10 protein-coding genes are annotated in these 13,075 nt (G+C 42.6%); 6 read left to right on the top strand and 4 right to left on the bottom strand.

What is annotated here, in order from left to right; translation table 11 throughout:
- Positions 1-2: 2 nt before the first annotated feature.
- Together MKO06_RS05150 and MKO06_RS05145 are read right to left on the bottom strand one after the other, a co-directional pair.
- Entirely contained in the window at positions 3-1,706 is a 1,704-nt protein-coding gene (locus tag MKO06_RS05150) for a S8 family serine peptidase (protein ID WP_425248405.1), read from the bottom strand.
- A complete protein-coding gene (locus MKO06_RS05145) occupies positions 1,690-2,553 on the bottom strand; it encodes an MBL fold metallo-hydrolase (protein ID WP_241549586.1) in 864 nt (287 codons plus the stop codon). The genes MKO06_RS05150 and MKO06_RS05145 overlap by 17 nt, the downstream gene beginning before the upstream one ends.
- 163 nt (positions 2,554-2,716) lie before the next feature.
- Here MKO06_RS05145 and MKO06_RS05140 point away from each other — a divergent pair, with 163 nt between their 5' ends.
- Positions 2,717-4,585, top strand: a complete 1,869-nt coding sequence (locus MKO06_RS05140) for a cation:proton antiporter (protein WP_241549585.1) — start codon at positions 2,717-2,719, stop codon at positions 4,583-4,585.
- Here the strand turns inward: MKO06_RS05140 and MKO06_RS05135 are convergent.
- Both MKO06_RS05135 and lepA read right to left on the bottom strand, forming a co-directional pair.
- The gene (locus MKO06_RS05135; RefSeq protein ID WP_241549584.1) at positions 4,582-5,346 is read right to left on the bottom strand and encodes a YebC/PmpR family DNA-binding transcriptional regulator; all 765 of its coding nucleotides are present in this window, start codon (positions 5,344-5,346) and stop codon (positions 4,582-4,584) included. The two genes, MKO06_RS05140 and MKO06_RS05135, sit on opposite strands and share 4 nt — an antisense overlap.
- A 245-nt stretch (positions 5,347-5,591) precedes the next feature.
- Positions 5,592-7,388, bottom strand: coding sequence for a translation elongation factor 4 (gene lepA / locus MKO06_RS05130; RefSeq protein WP_241549583.1), 1,797 nt, complete (start codon positions 7,386-7,388; stop codon positions 5,592-5,594).
- A 231-nt stretch (positions 7,389-7,619) separates the two neighbouring features.
- Here lepA and MKO06_RS05125 point away from each other — a divergent pair, with 231 nt between their 5' ends.
- From MKO06_RS05125 to murQ, 5 genes are read left to right on the top strand one after another with little or no spacing between them, the layout of a single operon-like run.
- A complete protein-coding gene (locus tag MKO06_RS05125; protein WP_241549582.1) occupies positions 7,620-8,504 on the top strand; it encodes an ROK family protein in 885 nt (294 codons plus the stop codon).
- 10 nt (positions 8,505-8,514) lie between these two features.
- Positions 8,515-9,795: a sugar MFS transporter gene (locus MKO06_RS05120; protein ID WP_241549581.1), complete on the top strand. Its 1,281-nt coding sequence runs from the start codon at positions 8,515-8,517 to the stop codon at positions 9,793-9,795.
- Positions 9,792-10,556, top strand: a complete 765-nt coding sequence (locus tag MKO06_RS05115) for a creatininase family protein (RefSeq protein ID WP_241549580.1) — start codon at positions 9,792-9,794, stop codon at positions 10,554-10,556. The genes MKO06_RS05120 and MKO06_RS05115 overlap by 4 nt, the downstream gene beginning before the upstream one ends.
- 37 nt (positions 10,557-10,593) lie before the next feature.
- Positions 10,594-12,183: a beta-N-acetylhexosaminidase gene (locus MKO06_RS05110; RefSeq protein ID WP_241549579.1), complete on the top strand. Its 1,590-nt coding sequence runs from the start codon at positions 10,594-10,596 to the stop codon at positions 12,181-12,183.
- A gap of 3 nt (positions 12,184-12,186) precedes the next feature.
- Positions 12,187-13,005: an N-acetylmuramic acid 6-phosphate etherase gene (murQ, locus tag MKO06_RS05105; RefSeq protein ID WP_241549578.1), complete on the top strand. Its 819-nt coding sequence runs from the start codon at positions 12,187-12,189 to the stop codon at positions 13,003-13,005.
- Positions 13,006-13,075: the final 70 nt, after the last annotated feature.

Below are 13,075 nucleotides of genomic sequence, written 5' to 3'. Positions count from 1 at the left end.
TTTTAATTGTTTTTTGCGATTTGGTCTGCTAAAATAAGGGCATTATAAAGATTTACCATTTTTCCGGAAGTGGATATTTCCCTGAATTTACTGGTTCTATTTCGGTCTCCTCCAAGAATGACGGTGGCGTTGGTAGATAGGCCACTGTCCATGATGATCTGTTTTATCTGCGCTGCGCTCAATTGTGGATAATATCCTCTAATGATCGCTGCTACTCCACTAACAGCTGGTGCGGCCATGGAAGTACCTTGAAGAAACTCATATTCATCATTAGGTGTGGTAGACCATATTTTGGTTCCCGGAGCAAATACATCTACATTGGTTTTCCCGTAATTGGAGAATTCGGCGATAAGACCAGAGCCATATTCATAATTCAGTGCTCCAACTGTGAGAAAATTACCTGAAATCTCTGTGGTATTTTCCGGAGTCTGGTCGTTAGGATACACCATTTTGGTGTCCAGGTTAAGGCCTTCATTTCCCGCAGCATTTACAATAAGAACATCATTTTCTTCGGCATATTTGATGGCATCGTAAACCCATTCAGGATTTGGAGAGAAATATTTTCCAAAGCTGGTATTGATCACTTTTGCCCCGTTATCCACGGCATATCTTATACCCAGCGCAATATCCTTGTCATATTCATCACCATCCGGTACAGCTCTTATCGCCATGATCACGGCGTTAGAAGCTACCCCGTTAGCACCTATATTATTACCCCTGTTCGCGGCAATGATCCCGGCTACATGAGTACCATGCTTTACGTTTTCCTTATCGGGTTCAGGACCATAAACCTGGTTATTTCCGTAATCGGTATCCGTAATATCATAAGGATCATCTCCTGTTTTTTCTCTTCCATTTAATTCGAGATTGAAATGGGTTTCCAGTCGTTCGTTGAGCATTTCGATATCATCCTGGATAAGTTCCATAGCCTTCGGAATGTTCTCATCCACATTTTCCTGAACAAACATCAGCATGCGTTTGTAGCTTTTCATCCCATCTGTAAGTGGGCTGTATTCTTCTAGCTGCTCGGCAGTATAATCCTGGGTACCCAGTTCATCTGAAACCGCCTGGTGTGCAGCTTCGACCTGGTTCAGGATTTGCTTGGTGTAATTTCGGTTTTCAATGGTTTCATTGTATTCCTTATCATATTCGGCTTTAGCCTCCTGGTACATTTTAAACTGAGCCCTGTCTGCCGTACTGATACTGCTCTCTGATTTGCCTTCGAACTTTGGTTTCAGCCTTCTGATGATACGGGTATATTCCATATTTTCAGCAACGGCATCACCCAGGAAATTCCAGCCATGCACGTCATCGATAAAGCCATTGTTATCATCGTCCTTTCCGTTTCCGGGAATTTCATCGGCATTGGTCCAGATCGATCCTTCCAGGTCTTCATGTTCGATATCTACACCAGAGTCTAAAACGGCCACGATAACAGGTGAGGGCTTTCTATTTTTGATGATCTCGTTGTAAGCCTTTTCAACGCTCATCCCGGGGATGGTATCTTTTCGAAGATCGGCTTCTACCCAGCTTTTATATTGCGCATCGCTTAGTTCCACTACCTTTAGAGGAATGGAATCGATATTTTCTATAGGTGTTGAAACGATCTTTGGGGCTCTAGTACTACAAGCGCCTAAAAGACTTACCAGGAACAGTAAAAATATGCCCCGTATTAACTGATTATTCATATTAATTAAATATCTCATCGAATGTATAGATTTCATCAAGTCTAACCCCTTTTTCGGTATGCTTAAGAGTGATCACCTCGTTATGAGCGTCATGCTCCATAAAAAGGTAAAAATTCTCATCGGCCGCTGTTTCCAGGAACTTTTTCTTTTCCGGAAGTGTAAGCAAAGGCCTGGTGTCATATCCCATTACATATGGCAAAGGTATATGTCCCACGGTGGGAAGCAGATCGGCCATAAAAACAAGCTTCTTTCCTTTATAATCGATATGCGGGATCATTTGCTTATCGGTATGTCCATCTACAAATAATACGCCAAATCCCAGTTCGCTGTCTTTCTGAAAACTGTTCTGAGCCGTTCTTTCTATAAATTCAAGTTGTCCGCTTTCCTGCATGGGTAGAATATTTTCCTTAAGGAATGAGGCCTTTTCGCGGGCATTGGGATTGGTAGCCCATTCCCAGTGATCTTTATTGCTCCAGAATCGTGCGTTTTTAAAAGCCGGTTCGTAACCCGTTCGGTCTTTGTTCCATTTAATACTCCCACCGCAATGGTCAAAATGAAGATGGGTCATAAACACATCAGTGATATCATCACGGTGAAAACCATGTTTTTTCAGGGATTTGTCTATGGAATCATCTCCCCACTGGTAGTAGTAGCTGAAGAATTTATCGCTTTGCTTATCGCCCATTCCCGTATCGATAAGAGTGAGCCTGTCACCCTCTTCGATCAACAGGCAACGCGCGGCGATATCGATCATATTGTTCGAATCGGCCGGATTGGTCCTGTTCCAGAGACTTTTAGGTACGACCCCAAACATGGCACCTCCGTCGAGTTTAAAATTTCCGGCTTCAACAGGATATAATCTCATTATAAAATTTTTAAAAATTCCCCGCAAAATAGAAAATCTTGACCCCATTTCTAATTAATTTTCGTTCATTTAACAAGAAATGCTTTCAGAAAGGCCTTTATAGCGAAGCTTTCAGAGTAAAACATTTTAATTATTTTTATTGAGTTAAGTAAAGAGACTTCCTATGGTTGAATTAGCAGGTATAGTTATTTTGGGAATATTAGCACAGTGGCTGGCATGGAGATTTAAAATTCCTGCAATTCTTCCCCTTATTTTGATAGGTCTTGCCGTAGGACCAATTTCTACCTATTTTACCGCAGATGGCTCTAAATTAATAGAACCTATATGGGACGGGGATTCTGGTTTGTTCCCCGGGGATAGCTTATTCTATTTCGTTTCCCTTGCTATAGGGATCATACTTTTTGAAGGTGGACTTACCCTTCGCAAGGGTGAAATATTAAATGTGGGTCCCGTTATTCTGAAACTTATCACTGTCGCGGTGATCATCACCTTTTTTGGAGCCGGGATCGCCGCTCATTTTATATTCGGGCTTAGCTGGCAGATCAGCTTCCTGTTCGCGGCCTTGATCATTGTAACCGGACCTACGGTTATTACGCCTATTCTTAGAAATATTCCGTTAAAAAGCGATGTTTCGGCTATTCTGAAATGGGAAGGAATCCTGATAGATCCAATTGGGGCACTGGTCGCGGTTTTGATGTTCGAATTCATCAGCGCAGGTACGGGAACCGAATTTACCACCACTGCCCTGCTTGAGTTCGGGAAAATCGTGCTTTTCGGGTTTACATTTGGATTTACTTTTGCTCATGCCCTGGCCTTTGCGATCAAAAAGAACGTTATCCCGCATTACCTTTTGAACGTTTTAACCCTTGCAACTGTGCTGGGAGTTTTCGTACTGGCAGACATGTTTGCCCATGAAAGCGGACTTTTAGCTGTGGTAGTGATGGGTCTTGTTATGGGGAATATCAACCTGCCTAACCTTAAGGAACTGCTTTATTTCAAGGAATCACTTAGTGTACTGTTAATATCCATCTTATTCATTTTACTTGCCGCGAATATTAACATGGAAGACCTCCTGCTTGTTTATGATATCAAGGCTTTATACTTATTCCTTGCGGTTGTTCTGCTAATACGTCCGTTAGGAGTATTTATTAGTAGTATAGGATCTTCTTTAAAGGTGAATGAAAAACTGTTCATAAGCTGGGTTGGACCACGTGGTATCGTAGCCGCCGGTATTGCCTCGCTATTTGGTCTTGAACTGGCCAGCCAGGGAGTTGAAGGAGCCGAATATATCACTCCGCTGGTGTTTATGATCGTACTTGGAACGGTATTGCTGAATGCCACAACGGCCCGTTATTTCGCCCAACTGGTTGGTGTATTTCTTAAGAATTCCCAGGGAATTCTTATCATTGGAGCGTCTACTATTTCAAGGTTGATCGCCTCCTATCTCAAAAAGAACAATCGCCATGTTGTATTGGTAGACAGTAACGGCGCAAATATCCGGAAGGCAAGGGAACTGGGGCTTGATGCCATACAGGAAAATGTGTATTCAGACGATCTTATCAATAATATCGAGTTGAGCGATGTGGGTTATTTGATGGCCATGACCGGAAATACGGAAGTGAATCTGAATGCCATAGAAAAATTCAGAAAACATTTTGGCGAAAACGGGTCTTTCAGGGTAGTGTCATCAGATGAGATGTATGATCCTGAGAATAATCCAAAGGAAGGCTTGTTCTCCCAAACCGATGATTATATCAAGCTTACTAACCTGGCCCGAAAATATCCTTCCATCCATGAGATCGAATTGAACTCCAAGGAACATTATGAAGGATTGATCGAGATCAGTAAGACCGATCCAGACATCATTCCCCTATTCGTAAAGGATAAAGAAGGCGAATTGAGCATCATTCCATCCAATAGCATGGAGGTGGAGATCGAGGAAGATTATATGCTGGTTTACCTTGGTAAACAGATCGAGCAGGGAGACAGTAAGGAAAAGGAGAATATCGAAGAGAATATCAAGGCTGATTAGGCCTGCTCTTTCTCCATTTCTGCGATCACTTCGTCTGAAATTTCCAGGTTGTGGTAAACGTTCTGGACATCATCATCGTCTTCGAATTTCTCGATCAAATTCAGGATTTTTATCGCGTCATCAACCGGTAATTCAAGGGTATTGAGTGGAATTCGCTGAACCTCGGAATTCTTTGGTTCAATTTCAAGTTCTTCTAATTTCGAAGACATCAGGCCAAAATCATTGAATTCGGTATATACAGTGATGAATTCATCTTCCTTTTCAATTTTGGTGGCACCGCCTTCGATCAATTCCAGTTCGAATTCCTCGAGATCCATTTCGATCTTTTCTTTTTCCAGAACAAAAACGCCTTTTTTATCGAACAGGAATTCCAGTGATCCGTTAGTCCCCAAGCTTCCACCGTTCTTGGAGAATATAGATCTTACCGAAGCTACGGTACGGTTGGTATTATCGGTCGTGCATTCAACAAATATGGCAATTCCGTTAGGACCGTAACCTTCAAAAGTTACGGTTTCGTAATTATCGGCATCTGCCCCACTAGCCTTCTTGATCGCGCGTTCGATGGTATCTTTTGGCATATTAACACCCTTGGCATTCTGAATAGCATTTCTAAGCGCTGGATTGGCTTCAGGATCTGGTCCACCACCTTCTTTCACCGCAACGGTGATCTCTTTGATCGCCCTGGTGAACTGTTTGGCTCTTTTCTTATCCTGTGCTCCTTTACGATGCTTTATATTCGCCCATTTACTGTGTCCGGCCATTTTGTTTAGTTTGTAGTTTGTTGTTCGGAGTTCTTAGATTTTTCCGAAGCGATTAAAAAACAAATTTAAAAAAATGTACTGGAACTGGATTAAAGCAGAAGACCTCACAGGTTTTTGAAACCTGTGAGGTCTGTATATTTAATTGCGTTAGGGATAGGAGTGATAGCTCCCGGAACGGGACTAGAACGGATAGCCCGCCGCCGAAAAAAGGAGGCGGAACGCCCAGATTAAAACAATAAAGATTTTTAATCGTTCAGCTTCAGGACCGCCATAAATGCTTCCTGTGGGATCTCTACGTTCCCAACCTGTCTCATACGTTTTTTACCTTTTTTCTGCTTTTCCAACAGCTTTCTTTTACGGGAAATATCTCCACCGTAACATTTGGCGGTAACGTCTTTACGAAGCGCTTTTACGGTCTCACGAGCGATGATCTTCGCCCCGATGGCTGCCTGTATAGGAATATCGAACTGCTGTCTTGGGATGAGTTCTTTCAGCTTCTCACACATTTTCTTGCCAATATCGTAGGCGTTGTCAACATGTAACAGTGCGGAAAGGGCATCTACTTTATTAGCGTTCAGCAGTACATCTACCTTAACCAGTTTGGAAACCCGCATTCCAATTGGAGAATAATCGAACGAAGCATAACCCCTTGAAACGGTCTTTAACCTGTCATAAAAGTCAAAAACGATCTCTGCGAGCGGCATATCGAAGCTTAACTCCACCCGTTCGGTAGTAAGATAGGTTTGATTGGTGATCTCCCCTCTTTTTTCGATACAAAGCGACATCACATTTCCTACATAATCGGCTTTAGTGATAATTGTTGCCTTGATATATGGTTCCTCAACACGGTTTAGCGTAGAAGGTTCCGGCAGGTCTGATGGGTTATTAACCAGGATGATCTCATCCGGATTCTTATTGGTATAGGCGTGGTAGGATACGTTTGGTACCGTGGTGATCACGGTCATATCGAACTCGCGCTCCAGCCTTTCCTGGATAATCTCCAGGTGAAGCATTCCAAGGAATCCGCAGCGGAAACCAAATCCAAGTGCCGCAGAACTTTCAGGGGTGAACACCAGGGAAGCATCATTAAGCTGAAGCTTTTCCATGGAAGCCCTTAGTTCTTCATAATCTTCGGTGTCTACCGGGTAAATTCCGGCAAAAACCATCGGTTTTACATCCTCGAAACCGGCAACGGCTTCGGTTGTTGGATTATCGGCACCGGTGATGGTATCCCCAACTTTGACTTCACGGGCATCCTTGATCCCTGTGATAAGGTAACCTACATCTCCGGTTTTAATTTCTTTTTTAGGAAGCTGCTTTAGTTTTAAAGTTCCAACTTCATCGGCGTAATAGTTCTTATCGGTATTGACGAACTTGATATGCTGACCTTTTTTAATGGTCCCGTTGATCACCCTGAAGAAAGTCTCAACTCCTCTGAATGGGTTATAAACCGAATCAAAAATAAGTGCTCTTAATGGAGCATCTACCTTACCGCTCGGAGCAGGGATCCTGTTAATGATAGCGTCCAGGATCTCTTTGATCCCCAGCCCGGTCTTGGCACTGGCAGGAATTACTTCGGAAGGATCGCATCCCAGTAAGTCTACGATATCATCGGTTACTTCCTCAGGATTTGCACTGGGAAGATCCACCTTGTTCAAAACTGGAATGATCTCCAGGTCGTTTTCCAGGGCCAGGTAAAGATTGGAAATGGTCTGGGCCTGTATGCTCTGTGCTGCATCTACAACCAGTAAAGCACCTTCACAGGCTGCGATAGAACGGGAAACTTCGTACGAAAAGTCAACGTGACCAGGGGTGTCGATGAGGTTAAGGATATATTCTTCTCCCTCATGAACATAATCCATTTGTATAGCGTGACTCTTTATGGTAATTCCACGTTCTCGTTCCAGATCCATGCTGTCCAGCAACTGTTCCTGTTTTTCCCTTTCGGTTACTGCACCGGTGAAATCAAGAAGCCTGTCTGCCAGGGTACTTTTACCATGGTCTATATGAGCGATAATGCAAAAATTTCGAATATTCTTCATGTTCCGATCCTTCTCTGATGATCGCAAAAAAATGCGATAAGTTTAGAATTACAAATATAATTGAATAAACACTCATACCTAATAATTTCTCTTCAGCTGCAGAATATAAAAACTATGATACTTATTTAATTTTTTTAATAAAGTATTTGTGAATAATTAAAAAATATTTATACTTTGTAGCAACGAATCCAATAATTGAAGGATAATTATAAGTTTCCTAATCGTTAAAAGATGAAAAAGTTAGTCCTGGCCATCGATATTGGTGGAACAAAGATCCATATTGGGCATATACACGATGGAAAAATTCTTAAGGAGAAGATTTTTCCTACCAATTCGAAAGCTGCTGCCGTGGAGATCCTCCATAAGATTCGAACTCAAATCGAATCTTTCCAGGTGGATTTTGATGTGATCGCAATCGGGGTTCCAGGACTGGTAGACGAAAAGAAAGGGATCATTTACGATCTTAACAATATCCCTTCCTGGAAAGAAGTGCATCTAAAGGACTTTTTGGAGAGTCATTTTAAAGTCCCGGTTTTGGTAACCAACGATGCGAATATGTTCGTGCTTGGTGAAAAATGTTTTGGGAAGGCCCGGAACTATCGAAATTTCGTTGGGATTAGTATTGGTACAGGATTGGGAACAGGAATTTTTATAGATAATAAGTTATATGCCGGGAATTATTCTGCAGCCGGTGAACTTGGCAGTTTGCCTTATAAGGATAAAACCATTGAAGATTATTGCAGCGGCAAGTTCTTTCTTCAGCAATATCAATTAAAAGGAAGTGAAGTTTATGAAATGGCACTTAAAGGCGATGAAAAAGCCTTAAGGATTTTTGACGAATATGGAAGTCATCTTGGTGAAGCCATTAAAATGGTTCTTTTTTTACTCTCTCCCCAGGCGATATTTTTAGGAGGCTCGGTAAGTAAATCTTATAAATTTTTTGAAAAAGCACTAAAAGATTCCTTAGCTTCATTCCCGTTTTCCAGAGTGCTGAAAGATCTGGTTATCGAAACTTCAGATATTTCAAAAGTTGCTATGTATGGAGCAGCAGCACTGGTGGAAGCCAGGCTGGATAAAGCCAGTAAATTTTCGAATCAAACACCTGACATTCAATAAAGCAATAAGCGTGAGCACAACCTATACCCCCAAAGTCGAAACTTCTAAAACCAACCGGTCCATTATCATTATTGGAGCCCTGTTCTTTATTTTTGGATTCGTTACCTGGCTGAATTCCCTGCTGATCCCTTACCTGGAGATCGCCTGTGAACTAACCACGTTTCAATCTTATTTCGTGACCTTCGCCTTTTATATCGCCTACGTGGTAATGGCACCCATCTCGGCGAGGACGCTCAACTGGCTTGGATTTAAAAAAGGAATGTCGGTGGCGCTTTTGATCATGGCCGTTGGAGCCTTATTGTTTATCCCGGCAGCCATGACCCGAACCTATTTCCTTTTCCTTTCGGGACTTTTTATCATGGGAAGCGGACTGGCCATCCTACAAACCGCTGCCAATCCCTATGTGACTATAATTGGTCCTGCTGAAAGTGCCGCGAAAAGGATCAGCATCATGGGAATTTGCAATAAAATTGCAGGCGCGATCGCACCTATTTTGATCGGTTTATTCCTTCAGCTTGATAAGGCCGATGAGCTCAGGTCTGAAATTGCCAGTCTTTCTCCTGCTGAACTCAATTCTGAACTGGATGCTATGGCAATGCGGGTAATTCCGCCATATATTGGGATCATCGTCGTATTGCTGCTACTGGCATTATGGGTTTATAAATCCGCTCTTCCTGAAGTTGATAATGAAGAAGAGGAAGGCGAGATAGTTCCCGGACAACCGGTGGTTAAAAAAACCGTTTTCGATTATCCACATGTGATCCTGGGGGTGATTTCGCTTTTTCTGTATGTTGGCGTTGAGGTAATAGCTGCCGATACGATCATAAGTTACGGAGCTTCACAGGGTATTGCTCTTACTACCGCTAAATTCTTTGCCACCGCGACCATGATTGCCATGGTAGTAGGTTATATTATCGGGATTGTGAGTATCCCAAAGATCATCAGTCAGGAAGGAGCCTTAAAGGTTTCAGCAGTGTTAGGCGTGGTATTCGCACTTTCTGCAATTTTCTTTGATGGGTACGTTTCTCTTGCATGTATAGCCTTGCTTGGACTTGCTAATTCATTGATGTGGCCGGCTATCTGGCCCTTATCGCTGGCCGGGGTTGGAAAATTTACCAAGGAAGCATCCTCGTTGCTGGTAATGGGAATCGCGGGTGGAGCAATAATCCCGCTCATCTATGGTGCATTAGCTGAATCGTGGACACCTCAACAGGCATACTGGCTTTTGATCCCTTGTTACCTGTTTATTTTGTATTTCGCTGTTGCCGGTCATAAAATCAGAAAATCATGAGACCTTATGTATTAGCCGAAAATAACTGGAGAACTGTAAAAAATGAGCAAATTGAAGTAGCCGTCCTTACCTGGGGGGCCACCGAAGCACATAATTATCATTTACCCTATGGTACCGATAATTACCAGATAGAAGCCGTCGCTGCCGAAGCGGTTAAAATCGCATATGGAAAAGGAGCGAAGGTAAAGCTGCTTCCCAATATTCCTTTCGGTGTCAATACAGGTCAGGCCGATATCAAACTGGATATCAATTTGCTTCCAAGCACGCAACTGGCAATTCTTTCAGACATTATTGAAGTGCTAAACCGACAGGGAATCTATAAATTTATCCTGCTTAACGGGCATGGGGGTAATACCTTTAAACCTATTCTAAGGGAACTGGGATATAAGTTTCCCAGGATGTTCCTGCTTACTTCCGATTTCTTTAAATTTTCAGAAAAACCAGACTTTTTTGAAGAAGAAGGTGATCATGCCGATGAAATGGAAACCAGCCTGATGCTGCATCTAAGACCAGACCTGGTTTCAGATCTTGAAGAAGCCGGGGAAGGAAAAGAGAAAAAATCAAGGATAAGGGGTATAAGAGAAGGCTGGGCCTGGGCTGAGAGAGAATGGTCTTTGGTTACCGAAGATACCGGGATTGGAAATCCAAAAAAAGCAAGTGCAGAAAAGGGAGAAGGCTTTTTTAAGGCGGTAACAAACAAACTGTCGAACCTTATAATCGAAGTATCTGAAATTAAAATAGATGAGCGATATGAAAAATGATTTTCATTTCAGGCTCATTTGAAAAACCTTCAAAAAAATGAAATCAAAAACCACACAAATTTCGGTATGCCTTTTAATGGCTTTAATCATGAGCCTTTCAGTTTCAGGAATGCAGAATGCTGGAAACGAATCAGCTTCGAATGATAAACCGGCCATTATTCCATTGCCTCAGGAGGTGAAATGGACCGAGGGAACTTACCAGCTTCCAGAGAATAACACTATCTGTTTTAATCAGGCGGCGAGAAATTCCACAAAATGGATCCAGAAATTAGTGGAGGCTACTGGAAAGAAGATCAGTTTAAAAGAAGGTGAGAATTGTGGTAACTGGCAACTTCAAATTGATCCTTCCCTAACCGAACAACTAGGAGAGGAAGGCTACCAGTTAATGATCAGCTCATCAGGTATAAACATAAAAAGCGCTTCGGAAGCCGGAATGTTCTATGGGATCCAAACATTGAGGCAGTTCTTTCCTGCAGGTATCGAAAGCGGAAGAACATTTTCTGAAATTGGCTTGAAAAAAGTTGAGATCGTCGATAAACCTTCTTTTTCCTGGAGGGGAAGTATGCTGGATATCGCCCGAAGTTTTCTTTCTAAAGAATATATCAGGGATCATATCGATCGAATGGCCCTCTATAAAATGAATCGTTTACACCTGCATTTGACCGATGACCAGGGATGGCGACTCGAATTCAAGAAATATCCTAAACTTACTGAAATAGGAGGGAAGAGCGCTGTGAAAAATGGCCGATCGGGATATTTGACCCAGGAAGAATACAAGGAACTTCAGAAATATGCAGCTGAAAGGAATATCGTGATCATTCCTGAAATAGATATGCCCGGCCATGTCTATGCCGCGCTTACCTCGTACCCTGAACTCAATTGCGAAAACAACAAGAACATCGAACCAAAAAGAGCGACTCCACCAGAGCTCTATGATGGCTATAATGTAGGCTGGACACGACTATGCCTGGAAGATGAAAAAACCTATGATTTTGTAGATGATATCATAAAGGAATTAGCGAATATCACCACCGGAGAATGGATACACATTGGAGGTGATGAGATCGAAGACCCCTTATATGAAGAGTTCATTGAAAAAGCTGGTGGCATAGTTAGTAAATATGAGAAAACGGCCATAGGCTGGGAGGAAAGCGCCAAGGCAGAACTAAGCGACAGTTTTATCGTTCAGCGATGGACCGGGGAGATCGATATAGCCGATGACCAGAAGATAATCGATTCCTTTTGTAAATTTTTCTACCTGGATCACGGAAATGTGCTCGACCAGGAGAACACCTATAAATGGTGTAATCCTGATGGGATCAGCCTGGAAAAGGTGTATAGTTATAAGCCGGATGATGATCGGGTAATTGGTATCGAAGCACCTGTATGGAGCGAGCTGGTTATCAGTGACGATCGGGCAGATGACAGGCTTTGGCCAAGGAGCATTGCTGTGGCCGAGGTAGGCTGGACCAGTACCGATAAAAGGCAGTTCCAGGATTTTACCGAAAGACTGGCTAAACATGGCCTAAGGCTGGATGAGCTTGAAATCAAATATTTCAGGAGTCCTGAAGTTAAATGGAATAGCACTGGAGAAAAAGGAATATTCTCTGAAAAACTTTCAAATTAAATAATGAATAAAAAGAACCCGGATACCGAAAAAGTTTCCAATTATGATCATCTGGAAAAGATGAACACTTTTGAACTCTTAAGCAACATTAACAGGGAGGATCAAAGTGTTGCCGCCAATATCAATAAGCAAATCCCGGCTATAGAAAAACTGGTAAATGTTATCGTCCCGAAAATGGAGGCTGGAGGGCGCCTGTTTTATATAGGAGCCGGTACGAGCGGAAGACTTGGCGTGCTGGATGCTTCAGAAATCCCGCCAACCTTCGGGGTAAGTCCGGGAATCGTGATAGGTCTAATAGCCGGGGGAGATACGGCCTTAAGGAATGCGGTAGAGAATGCTGAGGATGATACCCGGCAGGCGTGGAAAGACCTTAAAGCCTGTGATATTTCAGAAAATGATGTAGTAATAGGGATCGCTGCATCAGGTACCACTCCCTATGTAATAGGTGGTATCAAAGATTGCCGGGAAAAAGGAATTGTCACCGGGTGTATCACCTGTAGTTCAGGAAGTCCGCTTGCAGCAGCTTCAGAATATCCAATCGAGGTGGTGACCGGCCCGGAATTCGTCACCGGAAGCACCCGAATGAAAGCCGGTACCGCTCAAAAAATGCTTCTAAATATGATCTCCACTTCGGTGATGATCAAGCTAGGCCGGGTGAAGGGAAATAAGATGGTAGATATGCAGCTCTCTAATATAAAACTGGTTGGCCGTGGCACCAGAATGATCATGGAAGAGCTCAATATTCCCGAAAATGAGGCAAAAAAACTTCTCCAGGAACACGGTAGTGTTCGAAAAGCAATTGACTACTTCAGGGCAAATTAGCTAAATAGCTGATTTTCAAAACCACTTCTTCAAAAAATTTTATTAAGTCTGATTATTTTATTTAAAAAAG

Origin of the sequence: Christiangramia oceanisediminis, from assembly GCF_022570735.2 — a bacterium.
Taxonomy (GTDB): Bacteria; Bacteroidota; Bacteroidia; order Flavobacteriales; family Flavobacteriaceae; genus Christiangramia; species Christiangramia oceanisediminis.
This window is presented reverse-complemented; position numbering and strand designations above follow the sequence as displayed.

Bases quoted from the DNA above. Each gene is read 5' to 3' on its own strand.
- MKO06_RS05150 (WP_425248405.1), bottom strand. From the start codon at position 1,706: ATGAGATATTTAATTAATATGAATAATCAGTTAATACGGGGCATATTT.
- MKO06_RS05145 (WP_241549586.1), bottom strand. From the start codon at position 2,553: ATGAGATTATATCCTGTTGAAGCCGGAAATTTTAAACTCGACGGAGGT.
- MKO06_RS05140 (WP_241549585.1), top strand. From the start codon at position 2,717: ATGGTTGAATTAGCAGGTATAGTTATTTTGGGAATATTAGCACAGTGG.
- MKO06_RS05135 (WP_241549584.1), bottom strand. From the start codon at position 5,346: ATGGCCGGACACAGTAAATGGGCGAATATAAAGCATCGTAAAGGAGCA.
- lepA (WP_241549583.1), bottom strand. From the start codon at position 7,388: ATGAAGAATATTCGAAATTTTTGCATTATCGCTCATATAGACCATGGT.
- MKO06_RS05125 (WP_241549582.1), top strand. From the start codon at position 7,620: ATGAAAAAGTTAGTCCTGGCCATCGATATTGGTGGAACAAAGATCCAT.
- MKO06_RS05115 (WP_241549580.1), top strand. From the start codon at position 9,792: ATGAGACCTTATGTATTAGCCGAAAATAACTGGAGAACTGTAAAAAAT.
- MKO06_RS05110 (WP_241549579.1), top strand. From the start codon at position 10,594: ATGAAATCAAAAACCACACAAATTTCGGTATGCCTTTTAATGGCTTTA.
- murQ (WP_241549578.1), top strand. From the start codon at position 12,187: ATGAATAAAAAGAACCCGGATACCGAAAAAGTTTCCAATTATGATCAT.